Annotated in this window: 13 protein-coding genes and 1 tRNA gene; all 14 read left to right on the forward strand. The window is 65.8% G+C overall.

Annotation, left to right across the window (positions count from 1 at the left end; genetic code table 11):
- Nucleotides 1–4: 4 nt before the first annotated feature.
- Complete coding sequence (locus AAFF32_RS11385) at nucleotides 5–1,297, forward strand: NADH-quinone oxidoreductase subunit D (RefSeq protein ID WP_216961721.1); 1,293 nt, start codon at nucleotides 5–7, stop codon at nucleotides 1,295–1,297.
- A 29-nt stretch (nucleotides 1,298–1,326) separates the two neighbouring features.
- Complete coding sequence (gene nuoE, locus AAFF32_RS11390) at nucleotides 1,327–1,854, forward strand: NADH-quinone oxidoreductase subunit NuoE (protein ID WP_216958355.1); 528 nt, start codon at nucleotides 1,327–1,329, stop codon at nucleotides 1,852–1,854.
- A gap of 11 nt (nucleotides 1,855–1,865) precedes the next feature.
- Nucleotides 1,866–3,233, forward strand: a complete 1,368-nt coding sequence (gene nuoF / locus AAFF32_RS11395; RefSeq protein WP_216958354.1) for an NADH-quinone oxidoreductase subunit NuoF — start codon at nucleotides 1,866–1,868, stop codon at nucleotides 3,231–3,233.
- Nucleotides 3,230–5,458 (forward strand): NADH-quinone oxidoreductase subunit NuoG, encoded by a 2,229-nt coding sequence (gene nuoG / locus AAFF32_RS11400; protein WP_342315244.1) that lies wholly within the window; start codon nucleotides 3,230–3,232, stop codon nucleotides 5,456–5,458. Before nuoF ends, nuoG begins: the two co-directional genes overlap by 4 nt.
- A 15-nt stretch (nucleotides 5,459–5,473) precedes the next feature.
- On the forward strand, nucleotides 5,474–6,556 hold the full coding sequence (gene nuoH / locus AAFF32_RS11405) for an NADH-quinone oxidoreductase subunit NuoH (protein WP_342315245.1): 1,083 nt from the start codon (nucleotides 5,474–5,476) through the stop codon (nucleotides 6,554–6,556).
- A 12-nt stretch (nucleotides 6,557–6,568) separates the two neighbouring features.
- The gene (gene nuoI / locus AAFF32_RS11410; RefSeq protein WP_216958348.1) at nucleotides 6,569–7,057 is read left to right on the forward strand and encodes an NADH-quinone oxidoreductase subunit NuoI; all 489 of its coding nucleotides are present in this window, start codon (nucleotides 6,569–6,571) and stop codon (nucleotides 7,055–7,057) included.
- Nucleotides 7,058–7,070: 13 nt separating this feature from the next.
- Nucleotides 7,071–7,709, forward strand: a complete 639-nt coding sequence (locus AAFF32_RS11415; protein WP_216958346.1) for an NADH-quinone oxidoreductase subunit J — start codon at nucleotides 7,071–7,073, stop codon at nucleotides 7,707–7,709.
- 20 nt (nucleotides 7,710–7,729) lie between these two features.
- Entirely contained in the window at nucleotides 7,730–8,032 is a 303-nt protein-coding gene (nuoK, locus tag AAFF32_RS11420) for an NADH-quinone oxidoreductase subunit NuoK (RefSeq protein ID WP_216961719.1), read from the forward strand.
- A gap of 16 nt (nucleotides 8,033–8,048) precedes the next feature.
- Entirely contained in the window at nucleotides 8,049–10,232 is a 2,184-nt protein-coding gene (gene nuoL, locus AAFF32_RS11425) for an NADH-quinone oxidoreductase subunit L (RefSeq protein ID WP_216958344.1), read from the forward strand.
- A gap of 51 nt (nucleotides 10,233–10,283) precedes the next feature.
- Nucleotides 10,284–11,780: an NADH-quinone oxidoreductase subunit M gene (locus AAFF32_RS11430; RefSeq protein WP_342317264.1), complete on the forward strand. Its 1,497-nt coding sequence runs from the start codon at nucleotides 10,284–10,286 to the stop codon at nucleotides 11,778–11,780.
- An 18-nt stretch (nucleotides 11,781–11,798) separates the two neighbouring features.
- Complete coding sequence (nuoN, locus tag AAFF32_RS11435) at nucleotides 11,799–13,247, forward strand: NADH-quinone oxidoreductase subunit NuoN (protein WP_254200142.1); 1,449 nt, start codon at nucleotides 11,799–11,801, stop codon at nucleotides 13,245–13,247.
- Between the two features lie 82 nt (nucleotides 13,248–13,329).
- Nucleotides 13,330–13,406, forward strand: a tRNA-Met gene (locus AAFF32_RS11440).
- 300 nt (nucleotides 13,407–13,706) lie between these two features.
- Nucleotides 13,707–14,282 (forward strand): ribosome maturation factor RimP, encoded by a 576-nt coding sequence (gene rimP / locus AAFF32_RS11445; protein WP_216958340.1) that lies wholly within the window; start codon nucleotides 13,707–13,709, stop codon nucleotides 14,280–14,282.
- A 60-nt stretch (nucleotides 14,283–14,342) separates the two neighbouring features.
- Nucleotides 14,343–15,830, forward strand: coding sequence for a transcription termination factor NusA (gene nusA / locus AAFF32_RS11450; protein ID WP_216958338.1), 1,488 nt, complete (start codon nucleotides 14,343–14,345; stop codon nucleotides 15,828–15,830).
- Nucleotides 15,831–15,860 lie beyond the last annotated feature (30 nt).

Genomic DNA, 15,860 nt, shown 5'->3' on the forward strand with positions numbered 1-15,860 from the left:
CCAGATGTCCAACGGCGTGTCCAGCACGTCCGGCCTCGGCAGCGGTGCCGAGATCCGCAACTACACGCTGAACTTCGGCCCGCAGCATCCGGCCGCGCACGGTGTGCTGCGCCTGATCCTGGAAATGGACGGCGAGGTCATCCACCGCGCCGATCCGCACGTGGGCCTGCTCCACCGCGGCACCGAGAAGCTCGCCGAGTCCAAGCCGTTCAACCAGTCGATTGGTTACATGGATCGCCTGGATTACGTGTCGATGATGTGCAACGAGCACGCCTACGTGCGCGCGATCGAGACTCTGCTGGGCATCGAGGCGCCGGAGCGTGCGCAGTACATCCGCACGATGTTCGACGAGATCACCCGCATCCTGAACCACCTGATGTGGATCGGTTCCAACGCGCTCGACCTGGGTGCGATGGCGGTGTTCCTGTACGCGTTCCGCGAGCGCGAAGAGCTGATGGACTGCTACGAAGCGGTCTCCGGCGCGCGCATGCATGCCACGTATTACCGTCCGGGCGGCGTGTACCGCGACCTGCCGGACCGCATGCCCAAGTACAAGGAATCGCCGTGGCGCAAGGGCGGCAAGCTCAAGCGCTTCAACGAATGGCGCGAAGGCTCGATGCTGGATTACCTCGACGCCTTCACCGACGACTTCCCCAAGCGCGTCGACGAGTACGAGACGCTGCTCACCGACAACCGCATCTGGAAGCAGCGCACCGTCGGCATCGGTGTCGTCTCGCCCGAGCAGGCGCTGGCCTGGGGCATGACCGGCGCGATGATCCGCGGTTCGGGCATCGCCTGGGACCTGCGCAAGAAGCAGCCGTACGCCAAGTACGCCGAGGTCGACTTCGACATCCCGGTGGGCGTCAACGGCGACTGCTACGACCGTTACCTGGTGCGCGTCGAAGAGATGCGCCAGTCCAACCGCATCATCAAGCAGTGCGTGAAGTGGCTGAAGGCCAACCCGGGCCCGGTCATCGTCGACAACTTCAAGGTCGCTCCGCCCAAGCGCGAGGACATGAAGGACGACATGGAAGCCCTGATCCACCACTTCAAGCTGTTCTCGGAAGGCTACTGCGTGCCGGCCGGCGAGACCTACGCCGCGGTTGAAGCGCCCAAGGGCGAATTCGGCTGCTACCTGGTCTCCGACGGCGCGAACAAGCCCTTCCGCGTGAAGCTGCGCGCGCCGGGCTTCGCGCACCTTTCGTCGATGGACGCCATCGTCAAGGGCCACATGCTGGCCGACGTCGTGGCGATGATCGGCACTTACGATCTCGTGTTCGGCGAGGTCGACCGCTAAGGCGGCGATCCGTTGAGGAATAAGGGCAAATGAAGGCGACCGGAAATTTCGAAGCCTGTCAGCACGTCGACCCGATGGTCGCGCTGTCTGACAAGACGCGCGCGCACATCGACCACTGGCTGGCCAAGTTCCCGCCGGACCGCAAGCGTTCGGCCGTGCTGCAGGGCCTGCACGCCGCGCAGGAACAGAACGGTGGTTGGCTGAGCGACGAGCTCATCGCGGCCGTGGCGAAGTACCTGAGCCTGCCGCCCGTGTGGGCGTACGAAGTGGCGAGCTTCTACTCGATGTTCGAGACCGAACAGGTCGGTCGCCACAACGTCGCTTTCTGCACCAACATCAGCTGCTGGCTCAACGGCGCCGAGGACCTGGTCCGCCACGCCGAAAAGAAGCTCGGCTGCAAGCTGGGCGAGTCCACCTCCGACGGTCGCGTCTACCTCAAGCGTGAGGAAGAGTGCCTGGCCGCGTGCTGCGGCGCGCCGGTGGTGGTCATCAACGGTCATTACCACGAGAACCTCGACGCCTCGAAGGTGGACGAGCTGCTCGACGGTCTGAAGTGAGGCCTCACTCCATGGCGCACGAGCATCACGACTACTCCAAGGGCTACGGTCCGGTTGGCCCGGCTCCGCAGGAGCACACCGTCGTCTACACGACGCTGCACTACGACACTCCGTGGTCGTACGAGAACTACCTCAAGACCGGTGGTTACGCAGCGCTGCGCAAGATCCTGACCGAGAAGATGGAGCCGTCGGCGATCATCGACCTGGTCAAGGGCTCCGGCCTGCGCGGCCGCGGCGGCGCGGGCTTCCCGACCGGCCTGAAGTGGTCCTTCATGCCCAAGGGCAGCGGCACGCAGAAGTACATCCTGTGCAACTCGGACGAATCCGAGCCGGGCACGGCAAAGGATCGCGACATCCTGCGCTACAACCCGCATTCGGTCGTCGAAGGCATGGCGATCGCCTGCTACGCCACCGGTTCGACGGTTGCGTACAACTACCTGCGCGGCGAATTCCATCACGAGCCGTTCGAGCACTTCGAGCAGGCACTGAAGGAAGCCTACGAACACGGCTGGCTGGGCAAGAACGTGCTCGGCAGCGGCGTGGACATCGACATCTACGGCGCGCTCGGCGCCGGCGCCTACATCTGCGGCGAAGAAACCGCGCTGATGGAATCGCTGGAAGGCAAGAAGGGCCAGCCGCGCTACAAGCCGCCGTTCCCGGCCAATTTCGGCCTGTTCGGCAAGCCGACGACGATCAACAACACCGAGACCTACGCCTCGGTGCCGGCGATCATCCGCAACGGCGCGGAGTGGTTCCTCAACCTGGGCAAGCCGAACAACGGCGGTCCGAAGATCTTCTCGGTCTCCGGCCACGTGGCCAAGCCGGGCAACTACGAAATCCGTCTGGGCACTTCGTTCGCCGACCTGCTGCAGCTGGCCGGCGGCATGCGCGAAGGCCGCAAGATCAAGGGCGTCATCCCGGGTGGTTCGTCGATGCCGGTGCTGCCGGGCGATGTGATGATGTCGCTGACGATGGACTACGACTCGATCCAGAAGGCCGGTTCGGGCCTGGGTTCGGGCGCGGTCATCGTGATGGACGAGACGACCTGCATGGTGCGTGCCTGCCAGCGCATCGCGCGCTTCTACTTCAAGGAAAGCTGCGGCCAGTGCACGCCGTGCCGCGAAGGCACCGGCTGGATGTACCGCATGCTGACCCGCATCGTCGACAAGCAGGCGACGCTGGAAGACCTGCAGATGCTGCGCGCCGCCGCCGGACAGATCGAAGGCCACACCATCTGCGCCTTCGGCGAAGCCGCCGCGTGGCCGGTGCAGGGCTTCCTGCGCCACTACTGGGATGAATTCGAATACGCGATCGTGAACAAGCGCTTCCTGGTCGATGACCAGCGCGCCGGCACGGTGGTGGAGAAGGTCGCCGCATGAGCGCACAGCCCGTAAATCCGAACCTGCCGCCGGACCACGTCACCGTCTTCATCGACGGCGTCGAAATGGCCGCGCCGAAGGGCTCGATGATCATCCAGGCCGCCGACAAGGCCGGCATCGCGATCCCGCGTTTCTGCTACCACGACAAGCTGGCCATCGCGGCGAACTGCCGCATGTGCCTGGTCGAAGTGGAGAAGATGCCGAAGCCGGCGCCGGCCTGCGCCACGCCGGTCATGGATGGCATGAAGGTCTCCACGCGCAGCGACAAGGCACTGAAGTCGCAGCGCAACGTGATGGAGTTCCTGCTCATCAACCATCCGCTCGACTGCCCGATCTGCGATCAGGGCGGCGAGTGCGAGCTGCAGGACCTGTCGCTCGGCTATGGCCGTTCCGTGAGCCGTTTCGTCGAGCGCAAGCGCGTCGTGCCGGACGAGGACATCGGCCCGCTGGTCGCCACCGAGATGACGCGCTGCATCCAGTGCACGCGCTGCGTGCGTTTCACCGCGGAGATCGCCGGCACCTACGAGCTGGGCGGCATGTACCGTGGCGAGAACCTGCAGATCGGCACCTACGACGGCAAGCCGCTGACGACGGAGCTTTCCGGCAACGTCGTCGACGTGTGCCCGGTCGGCGCGCTGACCAACAAGGTGTTCCAGTTCAAGGCACGTCCGTGGGAGCTGGTCGCCCGCGAGTCGCTGGGTTACCACGATGCGCTGGGCAGCAACCTGTTCCTGCACGTGCGCCGCGGTGAAGTGCTGCGCACCGTGCCGCGTGACAACGAAGCGGTCAACGAATGCTGGCTGTCGGACCGCGACCGCTACTCGCACCAGGGCCTGTACGCCGAAGACCGTGCGAACGCGCCGATGGTCAAGGACAACGGTGAGTGGCGCGAAGCTTCGTGGGAAGAAGCGCTGGCGAAGGCCGCGAAGATCCTGCGCGACAACGCCGCCGACCAGCTCGGCGTGCTCGTCGGGCCTGCGACCTCGAACGAGGAGGGCGCGCTGCTCGCCCGTCTGGCCGACGCGCTCGGCACCGGCAATATCGACCATCGCATCGGCCAGCACGACCTGAGCGACGCCGCGCATGCGACGACGTTCGCCGCGCCCGTCGCCGACCTCAACCACGCCGACGTCATCGTCATCGTGGGCACCAACCTGCGCCATGAGTTGCCGCTGGTGAACCAGCGCGTGCGCAAGGCCTGGACCCGCGGCGCCAAGGTGTACGTCGTCAATCCGGTCGATTTCGACTTCACCTACGACATCGCGCAGAAGGCGATCGTCGCGCCGTCGAAGATCGCCGGCGTGCTCGGCGACAGTGGCCTGATCGACATTGCGAAGAACGCCACGCGCGCGGTCGTCATCGTCGGCGCGCTGGCGGAGAACGGCCCGCACGCCGCGCAGATCCGCAAGGCCGCCGCCGATTTCGCCGCTGCCACGGGTGCTTCGCTCAATCGCATCCCGCAGGGCGCGAACGCCGTCGGCCTGTCCGACTACGGCGTGCTGCCGACCTCGCGCGACGCGCAGGCGATGCTGGCCGATCCGCGTTCGGCGTATGTGCTGTACGGCATCGAGCCGGGCATGGACTTCGCCGACACCGCAACCGCACTGAAGGCGCTCAACGCGGCCCAGGTCGTGGCGTTCAGCACGTTCGCGTGCCGTTCGACGCGCGCGGTCGCTGATGTGATCCTGCCGATCGGTCTGCTGCCGGAGATCGACGCGACGCTCACCAACCTCGATGGTCGCCAGCAGGCGACTGTTTCGGGCGGCAAGCTGCCGGGTCAGGCGCGCGCCGGCTGGCGCGTGCTGCGTGCGCTGGGTGGCGAACTGGAAGCCAAGGGCTTCGAGTTCGTCGATCTGGCCGGTCTGCGCGCGAGCATGCAGATGCGCGAAGTGAACGTCGTCGCCGGCAAGGCGCCCAACGTCGCGGGCGAAGGCCTGGAAGTGGCTGCCAGCGTCGCGATCTACCGCAGCGATGCGGTCGTGCGTCGCGCGCCGGCCCTGCAGGCGCACCCGCTCAACGTCGAACCCAAGGCCGTGCTGAATCCGACGGACGCCGCCGCACTGGGCTTCGCGGATGGCGTGGTGGGCAAGTTCAACACCGCCGCGGGCACCGCGACGCTGCCGGTTTCGGTCAGCGACAAGGTCGCGCCCGGCACCGTGTGGGTCGAAACCGGCCACGGCGCCACCGCGCCGATGTCGGGTCGCGTGCAGGCGGGGAGGGCGTAAGCGATGACCAATGGAATGTTCACCACCCACGTGGTCGATCCGCTGCGCGAGTTCTTCCTGTCCTTCGGCATGACGGGCGCGATCGTCTGGATCGTGCTGAAGATCCTGCTGATCGCGATGCCGGTGATCATCACCGTGGCCTTCTACGTCGTCTGGGAGCGCAAGCTCATCGGCTGGATGCACGTGCGCCACGGACCGATGTACGTCGGCCGGGGCATCCTCCAGGCCTTCGCGGACGTGTTCAAGCTGCTGTTCAAGGAAGTCATCCAGCCCACGCGCGCGGAGAACTTCCTGTTCAAGCTCGCGCCGCTGATCGCGCTCGCGCCGGCCTTCGCCGCGTGGGCCGTGGTGCCGTTCGACTACCAGGTCGTGCTGTCCAACGCGAACGCGGGCCTGCTGTACCTGCTGGCGATGACCTCGCTGGGCGTGTACGGCATCATCCTCGCCGGCTGGGCGTCGAACTCGAAGTACGCCTTCCTCGGCGCGATGCGCGCGGCGGCGCAGGTGGTTTCGTACGAAATCGCGATGGGCTTCGCGATGGTCGGCGTGATGGTCGGCGCCGGCAGCCTCAACCTCACGGACATCGTGATGGCGCAGTCGGGCAACTCCGGCTTCCTGGAGTGGTTCTGGGTGCCGATGCTGCCGCTGTTCGTCGTGTACTTCATTTCGGGCGTCGCCGAGACCAACCGCGCGCCGTTCGACGTGGTGGAAGGCGAGTCGGAAATCGTGGCTGGCCACATGGTCGAGTATTCGGGTTCGGCGTTCGCGCTGTTCTTTCTCGCCGAATACGCGAACATGATCCTGATCAGCTTCCTGACCTCGCTCTTCTTCCTCGGCGGCTGGCTGTCGCCCATTCCCGCGTCGTGGATCCCCGATGTGCCGGTGCTGGGCACTGTGCTGGGCAACGGCTGGTGGTGGCTGCTCGCGAAGGTGTTCTTCTTCGCCAGCTGCTTCATCTGGTTCCGCGCCTCGTTCCCGCGTTATCGCTACGACCAGATCATGCGCCTGGGCTGGAAGGTCTTCATCCCGATCACCATCGCGTGGATCTGCGTGGTCGCGCTGATGGCGTACTTCAAAATCTTCGAGCCCGGCGTGTAAGGGGCATCACGCATGAATCGCATCGTTTCCTACTTCAAGAGCCTGCTGCTCATCGAGCTCGCACAGGGCCTTGCCTTGACCGGCAAGTACCTGTTCAAGCCGAAGTACACGCTGATGTACCCGATGGAAAAGACGCCGCAGTCGCCGCGCTTCCGCGGCGTGCATGCGCTGCGCCGCTACCCCAACGGGGAAGAGCGCTGCATCGCGTGCAAGCTGTGCGAGGCGGTGTGCCCCGCGCTGGCGATCACCATCGATTCGACCAAGCGCGAGGACGGCACCCGCCGCACCACGCGCTACGACATCGACCTGTTCAAGTGCATCTTCTGCGGCTTCTGCGAAGAATCCTGCCCGGTCGACTCGATCGTCGAGACGCACGTGCACGAGTACCACTTCGACAAGCGCGGCCAGAACATCCTGACCAAGCCGCAGCTGCTGGCCATCGGCGACCGCCTCGAGGCGGAGATCGCCGAACGCCGCGCCGCCGACGCACCTTTCCGCTGAGGGCCTGACGAACATGGATCTCGCCCAGATTGCCTTCTTCCTCTTCGCAGCCGTCGCCACGATGGCGGCCGTTGCGGTCATCAGCGTGAAGAACCCGGTGCATGCCGTGCTGTTCCTCGTGCTCACCTTCTTCTCGGTGGCCTGCACCTGGATCATCGCCGGCGCCGAGTTCCTCGGCGTGGCGCTCATCCTGGTCTACGTCGGCGCGGTGATGGTGCTGTTGCTGTTCGTGGTGATGATGCTCGACATCGACGTCGCCCCGCTGCGCGAAGGCTACGTGCGCTACCTGCCGATCGGCCTGGTGGTCGCGGTGGTCATGCTGGTGGAAATGCTCACCCTGATCGGCGTCAAGGCCAACGTCGCCACCGCGTTCCCGGCCGATCCGTCGGCGGCGGGCAACACGCAGTGGCTGGCGCGTGCGCTGTTCACGCAGTTCCTGCTGCCGTTCGAAGTCGCTGCGGTCATCCTGACCGTCGCGGTGATCGCGGCGGTGATGCTGACCCTGCGCCGCCGCGTCGGTGCGCGTCACCAGAGCCCGTCGGCGCAGGCGCGCGTGCGCTCCACCGACCGCGTGCGCGTGATCAAGATGGACGCCGTCAAGCCGGTAGCACCGGCCCCGGCGGAAACCCCGGCAGAGGAGGGCAAGCCGTGAGCGAATTCTTCGGCGCCGGGCTGGCGCTCGGCCATTACCTCGCGCTCGGCGCGGTGCTGTTCTGCATCAGCGTCGCCGGCATCTTCCTCAACCGGAAGAACGTGATCATGCTGCTGATGTCGCTGGAGCTGCTGCTGCTCGCGGTGAACATCAACTTCGTGGCGTTCTCGCGCCAGCTGTCCGACCCGGCCGGCCAGGTGTTCGTGTTCTTCATCCTGACCGTCGCGGCCGCCGAGGCCGCCATCGGCCTGGCCATCCTGGTCACGCTGTTCCGCAACCGGCGCACGATCAACGTGGCCGAAATCGATTCGATGAAGGGCTGACGTGGAGAACGCAATCGTGGAGCACGCCATCTCCAAGTCCGTCCTGCTCGCCATCGTGCTCGCGCCCTTGTTCGGCGCGATCATCGCCGGCCTGTTCCGCCGCCAGGTGGGCCGCGCCGGTGCGCACTGGGTGACCATCCTGGGTGTCGCCGCCAGCTGCGCGCTGTCGATCCATGTCCTGTGGCAGCTTGCCTGGCAGGGCGCGTCGCCGTTCAACGAGAACGTCTACACCTGGTTCCAGGTCGGCGGCATCGAGGCCAACGTCGGTTTCATGGTCGACAAGCTGACCGCGATGATGATGGTGGTCGTCACCTTCGTCTCGCTGCTGGTGCACATCTACACCATCGGCTACATGGCCGAGGACGACGGCTACCAGCGCTTCTTCAGCTACATCTCGCTGTTCACCTTCTCGATGTTGATGCTCGTGATGAGCAACAACTTCCTGCAGCTGTTCTTCGGCTGGGAAGCGGTGGGCCTGGTGTCGTACCTGCTGATCGGCTTCTGGTTCAAGCGCCCGACCGCGGTGTTCGCCAACCTCAAGGCGTTCCTGGTCAACCGCGTGGGTGACTTCGGCTTCCTGCTCGGCATCGCCGGCGTGCTGTACACCTTCAACAGCCTGGATTACGGCACCGTCTTCGCCCGTGCGGGCGAGCCGGCTCTGGCCGCCGCGCAAATGCAGAACGCGTGGCCGGCACTGGCCGAGGCGGGCAGCTGGCTGGCGCCGATCGGTGGCTGGTCGCTGATGACCTTCATCTGCATCTGCCTGTTCATCGGTGCGATGGGCAAGTCGGCGCAGGTGCCGCTGCACGTCTGGCTGCCGGACTCGATGGAAGGCCCGACGCCGATCTCCGCGCTGATCCACGCCGCGACGATGGTCACCGCGGGCATCTTCATGGTCGCGCGCATGTCGCCGCTGTTCGAGCTGTCGGAAACGGCGCTGACGTTCGTGCTCTTCATCGGTGCCACCACGGCGTTCTGGACGGGCCTGATCGGCATCGTGCAGAACGACATCAAGCGCGTGGTCGCGTACTCCACGCTGTCGCAGCTGGGTTACATGACGGTCGCGCTGGGCGTGTCGGCGTACAGCGCCGGCGTGTACCACCTGATGACGCACGCCTTCTTCAAGGCGCTGCTGTTCCTGGGCGCCGGCTCGGTCATCATCGGCATGCACCACGAGCAGGACATGCGCCGCATGGGCGGCCTGAAGAAGTACATGCCCATCACGTACTGGACGATGCTCATCGGCACGCTGGCGCTGATCGGCACGCCGTTCTTCAGCGGTTTCTACTCGAAGGACACCATCATCGAGGCCGCCGCCGAACACGCCCACGAGGCGCACAGCTGGGTCGCGACCTACGCATACTGGGCCGTGCTGCTGGGCGCGTTCGTCACCGCGTTCTACAGCTTCCGCCTGCTGTACATGACCTTCCACGGCAAGGAACGTTTCCACGATCCGGTGCCGGACCACTACGTCGCGCCGGAAGCGGACTCCAGCGAGCACGAAGCACAGCTCGCCGAGCAGCACGGCCACGACGCGCACCACAAGCACGACGCGCATGGCCACGACGGCCATGACGATCACCACGCGCACACGCCGCATGAGTCGCCGTGGGTGGTGACGGTGCCGCTGATCCTGCTCGCGATCCCGTCGGTGGTAATCGGCTTCTTCACCGTCGGCCAGATGCTGTTCGGCACCGACACGATGGGCCATCACAAGCAGCTGCCGTTCTTCCTGGGCTCCATCGACGTGGCCGCCGCGCGCGACACCGTCGCCAAGGTGGGCGCCGAGGTGTGGCACGGCCCGGTGGCTTACGCGCTGCACGGCTTCAAGGCGCCGGCGTTCTGGCTGACGCTGGGCGGCTTCATCCTCGCCACGATCATGTACCTGTGGAAGCCTGAGCTGCCCGCGAAGGCGCGCAAGCTGTTCGCCTGGCCGGTGCGCGTGCTCGAGGAGAAGTACGGCTTCGACAAGCTCTGGATCGGCGGCTTCGCCGGCGGTGGCCTGGCGCTGGGCAAGGTTTCGCGTGCGGTCGATACGCACGTGATCGACGGTGCCGCGGTCAACGGCAGCGCTCGCGTCGTCGACCTGGTTGCCCGCCTGACCCGCCGGATGCAGTCCGGTTACCTCTACCACTACGCGTTCGCGATGATCGTCGGCCTGATTGTTCTGCTGGCCGCATTGATCCGCTACTGGCGCTGATTACGACAAGGACCCGACGTGAATTCCGAGCCCTTGCAGAGCACTTCCTTCCTGCTCAGCCTCTTGATCTGGCTGCCGATCATCGGCGGTCTGGCCACGATGGCGTTTGGCCACCAGCGCGCCAATGCGGCCCGCTGGTTCGCCACCGGCATCGCCTTGTTGACGTTGCTGGCGAGCATCCCGCTGTTCACCGGTTTCGACATGGCCAGCGCGGCCATGCAGTTCGTCGAGAACCGCAACTGGATCCCGGCCTACAACATCCGCTACCACCTGGGCGTGGACGGTGTGTCTATCGCGCTGATCGGCCTGACCACGCTGACTACGCTGCTGGCGATGATCGGCGCGTGGACCTCCGTCGAGAAGCGCGTGGCGCAGTACTACGCCGCGTTCCTGATCCTCGAAGGCCTGATGGTCGGCGTGTTCGCCGCGCTGGACGCGATGCTGTTCTACGTGTTCTTCGAAGGCATGCTCATCCCGATGTTCATCATCATCGGTGTGTGGGGCGGCCCGCGTCGCGTGTACGCATCGGTGAAGTTCTTCCTGTACACCTTCCTCGGCTCGCTGTTCATGCTGCTGGGCCTGATCTACCTGTACCTGAAGGGCGGTAGCTGGCAGCTGGCCGACATGTACGCGCAGCCGCTGACGGCGACGGAGCAGATGTGGATCTTCTTCGGCTTCCTGGTGGCCTTCGCGGTCAAGGTGCCGATGTTCCCGGTCCACACGTGGTTGCCGGACGCGCACGTGGAAGCGCCGACCGCGGGTTCGGTGATCCTGGCTGCGATCATGCTGAAGATCGGTGGCTACGGTTTCATCCGCTTCGTGCTGCCGATCGTGCCGGATGCCGGCGCCGAGTACGCGTGGCTCGTCATCGCGCTGAGCCTGATTGCCGTGGTCTATGTCGGTCTGGTCGCCCTGGCGCAGGACGACATGAAGAAGCTGATCGCGTACTCGTCCGTGTCGCACATGGGCTTCGTCACCCTGGGCACGTTCATCTCGTTCGCGCTGGTGCGCGATGCGGGCAACACCGATGCGGCGCGTTTGGGCCTGCAGGGTGCGATGGTGCAGATGATCAGCCACGGCTTCGTGTCGGGCGCGATGTTCTCCTGCGTCGGCGTGCTCTACGACCGCATGCACACCCGCATGATCAAGGACTACGGCGGCGTCGCCAACGTGATGCCGTGGTTCGCCGCGTTCATGGTGCTGTTCGCGATGGCCAACTCCGGCCTGCCGGGCACGTCGGGTTTCGTGGGCGAGTTCATGGTGATCCTCGCCAGCTTCCAGCAGCACCCGCTGATCGGTTTCGTCGCGGCCACCACGCTGATCATCGGCGCCGCCTACACGCTGTGGCTGGTCAAGCGCACGATGTGGGGCGAAGTGGCCAACGCGCACGTTGCCGAACTGGAAGACATCAACGCACGCGAAGCCTTCGTGCTGGGCGTGTTCGCCGCCGGCGTGCTGATCCTGGGCCTGTGGCCGAAGCCGCTGACGGACCTGATGGAACCCGCCATCGCGAATCTGGCGACGCAGATCGCCGCGTCGAAGCTCTGAGGTCGTAGCGCAATGAACATGCCTGTCCGTTCCATCGCCGACCTGATGCCTCTGCTCCCCGAGCTGGTGGTGATCCTCGGCGCGTTCGCGCTGCTGATGATCGACCTGTTCATCGACGAGCGCCGCCGCGTGGTCAGCCACCTGTTCGCCATTGCCGTGCTCGCGGTCGCGACCTTCATGGTCGCCACCGGTGTGGGCGGGCAGGGCACCGTGCTCGGCGGGATGTTCGTCCGCGACATCGCGGCCGATGTGATGAAGGTGACCATCGGTGTCGTCGGCATCCTGGCGATGATCTACACCTGGCCGTACCTGCGCGCCCGCGAGCTGTACAAGGGCGAGGTGTCGGTGCTGATGCTCTTCGCCACCGCCGGCATGATGCTGCTGGTGTCCTCCGGCAGCCTGGTGATGGTGTACCTGGGCCTGGAAATGCTGGCGCTTTGCTCCTACGCGCTGGTGGCCGTCGACCGCGAAAGCCCGCTGGCCTCGGAAGCGGCCATCAAGTATTTCGTCCTGGGCGCGCTCGCCTCGGGCCTGCTGCTGTACGGCCTGTCGCTGGTTTACGGCGCCACGGGCACGCTGCAGCTGGACCAGATCGCCGCCGTCACGCAGGACAAGCTGCAGGCCGGCGAGTCGACGCTGATGCTAATCACCGGCGTGGTGTTCATCGTCGCCGGCATCGCGTTCAAGTTCGGCGCCGCGCCGTTCCACATGTGGCTGCCGGACGTGTACCACGGCGCCCCGACGCCGATCACGCTGTTCATCGGCTCGGCGCCGAAATTGGCAGCGTTCGGCATGACCTACCGTCTGCTGGAAGTCGGCGCGCCCGCGTTCGAAGAGCAGTGGCGCCTGATGCTGGCCATCCTCGCGGTGCTGTCGCTCGCCATCGGCAACCTCAGCGCGATGGTGCAGACCAATCTCAAGCGCCTGCTGGCGTACTCGACGATCTCGCACGTGGGCTTCCTGTTCGTCGGCCTGGCCGGCGGCGGGCGTGAGGGCTTCGCCGCGGCGCTGTTCTACGCGATCAGCTACTCGATCATGTCGGCAGCGGCCTTCGGTGCCATCGTGGTGCTTTCGCGCCGCGGTTTCGAAGCCGACCGCATCGACGACTACAAGGGCCTCAACGCGCGCAATCCGTGGATGGCCGGCCTGGTGCTGTGCGTGATGGCCTCGCTGGCCGGCGTGCCGCCGTTCCTGGGCTTCTGGTCGAAGCTGGCCGTGCTGCGCGCCGCGCTGCAGGGCGACATGCTGTGGCTGACGCTCGTCGGCGTTGTGTTTGCCGTGGTCGGCGCGTTCTACTACCTGCGCGTCATCAAGGCGATGTACTTCGACGAGCCGGAAGGGGAGCCCATGGAGCCCAGCAACGACCGTCCGCTGCGCATTGCCTTCGGCGTGAACGCGCTGGCGCTGCTCGCACTGGGTCTGGCCTGGAATCCGATCATGGCGTGGTGCCAGAGGGCGTTCGCCTGACAGCAGTTTTAGCGCGAATCCGATTTAATTCATGAATCGGGCTTGCGCAGATTTTAGTCGGCCGTTATGATGGTCGGCCTGATGCGGGGTGGAGCAGTCTGGCAGCTCGTCGGGCTCATAACCCGAAGGTCGCAGGTTCAAATCCTGCCCCCGCTACCAGCTTCGGCCAGGATCGTTCGTTCATCGACACGATCCGAGGAAAGCCCGGATTCCGGGCTTTCCCGGGCCAAAGGCCGGGCTTGGTGATCGCGCACTGCTCACGCGATCACACCGACATCCAGCTGTACGGACAAGGGGCCCGCAAGGGCCCTTTGTCGTTTTCGTGCCCGTGGGTATGTGATTCGGAAGTTCCTGCTCCAGGAATGCGTGCTTCGGAAGAACGTGTTCGCGAGGCCGTTTCCTTTTGGCATTGCGCGGCATCGGGATGGGTCCCGTGCCGGCTTCGTGGGAGTCTGACGCGTGACGGACAAAGCTGTGGAAATCGCGAACCTGCTCGCCCCGACCGTTGCGTCGCTGGGTGTCGAGCTGCTGGGCGCGGAATACCTTGCAGCCCCCGGCAACGCCGTGTTGCGCCTGTATATCGACGTGCCGGCCGACCGGGCCGTGGGCGAGGACGGTCAGCCGCGCTCGGTGACCATCGACGACTGCGAGGCGGTGAGCCGCGAGGTGTCGGCGCAGCTGGATGTGGAAGATCCGATCAGCAGCCAGTACACGCTGGAAGTCTCCTCGCCCGGCATCGACCGCCCGCTGTTCACGCTGGGCCACTACGAGCGCTTCGCAGGCGAGACCGCCAAGGTCGCCATGAAGCTGCCGCAGGACGGCCGCCGCCGGCTGCAGGGACAGATTGCGCGCGTGGACGGCGACAACGTCGTCTTCGTGCTGGACGGCAACGAGTTCGTCGTGCCGTTCGGAAACATCGACAAGGCGCGCCTGGTCCCGGACTGGGCCGCGCTTGGATTCGCCCCGGTCAAGCCGGGCAAAGACAAGCCGTCGAAGGGCGCGCCGAAAGGCGGCGCTTCGAAGGCAAAGAAGTAAACCACCCCATCACCACCCAATGCCGGCGGCGCGAGTCGCCGACCGTGCGGAGCTAGAAAGATGAGCAAGGAACTGTTGCTGGTCGTGGACGCGGTCGCCAATGAGAAGGGCGTCCCGCGCGAGGTCATCTTCGAGGCCATCGAGGCCGCGTTGGCCTCGGCTGCGAAGAAGCGCTACCACGACCAGGACGTGCTGGTGCGCGTCACCATCGACCAGAAGGACGGCAGCTACGAAACCTACCGTCGCATGGAGGTCGTGGCCGACGACGTCGTGATGGAGTCACCGGATCGCCAGATCCGCCTGATGGACGCCGTCGACGAGGTCGAGGGCGCCGAGGTCGGTGACTACATCGAAGAACAGATCGAAAACCCCGAGTTCGGCCGCATCGCCGCACAGGCCGCCAAGCAGGTGATCGTGCAACGCGTGCGCGAGGCCGAGCGCCAGCAGGTCGTGGACGCGTGGAAGGATCGCGTGGGCGAACTGGTCACCGGCGTGGTCAAGCGCGTGGAGCGCGGCAACATCTACGTCGACCTGGGCGGCAACGCCGAGGCGATCATCCCGAAGGACAAGGGCATCCCGCGCGATGTGCTGCGCACCGGCGACCGCGTGCGCGGTTACCTGTTCGACGTGCGCAGCGAACCGCGTGGCCCGCAGCTGTTCATCAGCCGCGCCGCGCCGGAATTCATGATGGAGCTGTTCAAGCTCGAAGTGCCGGAAGTCGGACAGGGCCTGGTGTCGATCAAGGCCTGCGCACGCGATCCGGGCGACCGCGCCAAGATCGCCGTCGTCGCGCACGACAACCGCACCGATCCCATCGGCGCGTGCATCGGCATGCGCGGTTCGCGCGTGCAGGCGGTGAGCAACGAGCTCAACGGCGAGCGCGTGGACATCGTGCTGTGGTCGGACAACCCGGCCCAGTTCGTCATCAACGCGATGGCGCCGGCGGAAGTGCAGTCGATCATCGTCGATGAAGAGAAGCACTCGATGGACCTGGCCGTGGCGGAAGACCGCCTGGCCCAGGCGATCGGCAAGGGCGGCCAGAACGTGCGTCTGGCGTCCCGCCTGTCGGGTTGGCAGTTGAACGTGATGACCCAGGACCAGGTCACGGCGAAGTCGGAGGCCGAACAGAACGCCGCCCGCCAGCTGTTCCAGGAAAAGCTGGAAGTCGACGAGGAAATCGCCGGCATCCTGGTCTCGGAAGGCTTCAGCACGGTCGAGGAAATCGCCTACGTGCCGGTCGGCGAGCTGCTCGCGGTCGAGGGCTTCGACGAGGACATCGTCGAGGAACTGCGCTCGCGCGCCCGCGACGCCCTGCTCAACGAGGCGCTGGCGGCCGAGGAGGAGCTCGACGAGCACCAGCCGGCGGCCGACCTGCTCGAGCTGGACGGCATGGATGAAGCCACCGCCTACGCGCTCGCCGCGCGCGGCGTGGTCACGCGCGACGACCTGGCCGACATGGCCACCGACGAGCTGACCGATATCGATGGCATCGACGAGGCCCGTGCCGCCGCGCTGATCATGGAAGCGCGCAAGCACTGGTTCGAATGAATACCGCGTCGGCCCGCCCGGCACCGCCGG

The organism is Lysobacter sp. FW306-1B-D06B, from assembly GCF_038446665.1.
In the GTDB taxonomy this organism is placed as follows: Bacteria; Pseudomonadota; Gammaproteobacteria; order Xanthomonadales; family Xanthomonadaceae; genus Lysobacter_J.

Excerpts from the sequence above, each read along its gene's own strand:
- AAFF32_RS11415 (WP_216958346.1), top strand. The coding sequence starts at position 7,071 with ATGGATCTCGCCCAGATTGCCTTCTTCCTCTTCGCAGCCGTCGCCACG.
- nuoE (WP_216958355.1), top strand. The coding sequence starts at position 1,327 with ATGAAGGCGACCGGAAATTTCGAAGCCTGTCAGCACGTCGACCCGATG.
- nuoG (WP_342315244.1), top strand. The coding sequence starts at position 3,230 with ATGAGCGCACAGCCCGTAAATCCGAACCTGCCGCCGGACCACGTCACC.
- nuoI (WP_216958348.1), top strand. The coding sequence starts at position 6,569 with ATGAATCGCATCGTTTCCTACTTCAAGAGCCTGCTGCTCATCGAGCTC.
- nuoN (WP_254200142.1), top strand. The coding sequence starts at position 11,799 with ATGCCTGTCCGTTCCATCGCCGACCTGATGCCTCTGCTCCCCGAGCTG.
- AAFF32_RS11385 (WP_216961721.1), top strand. The coding sequence starts at position 5 with ATGTCCAACGGCGTGTCCAGCACGTCCGGCCTCGGCAGCGGTGCCGAG.
- nuoH (WP_342315245.1), top strand. The coding sequence starts at position 5,474 with ATGTTCACCACCCACGTGGTCGATCCGCTGCGCGAGTTCTTCCTGTCC.
- nusA (WP_216958338.1), top strand. The coding sequence starts at position 14,343 with ATGAGCAAGGAACTGTTGCTGGTCGTGGACGCGGTCGCCAATGAGAAG.
- nuoF (WP_216958354.1), top strand. The coding sequence starts at position 1,866 with ATGGCGCACGAGCATCACGACTACTCCAAGGGCTACGGTCCGGTTGGC.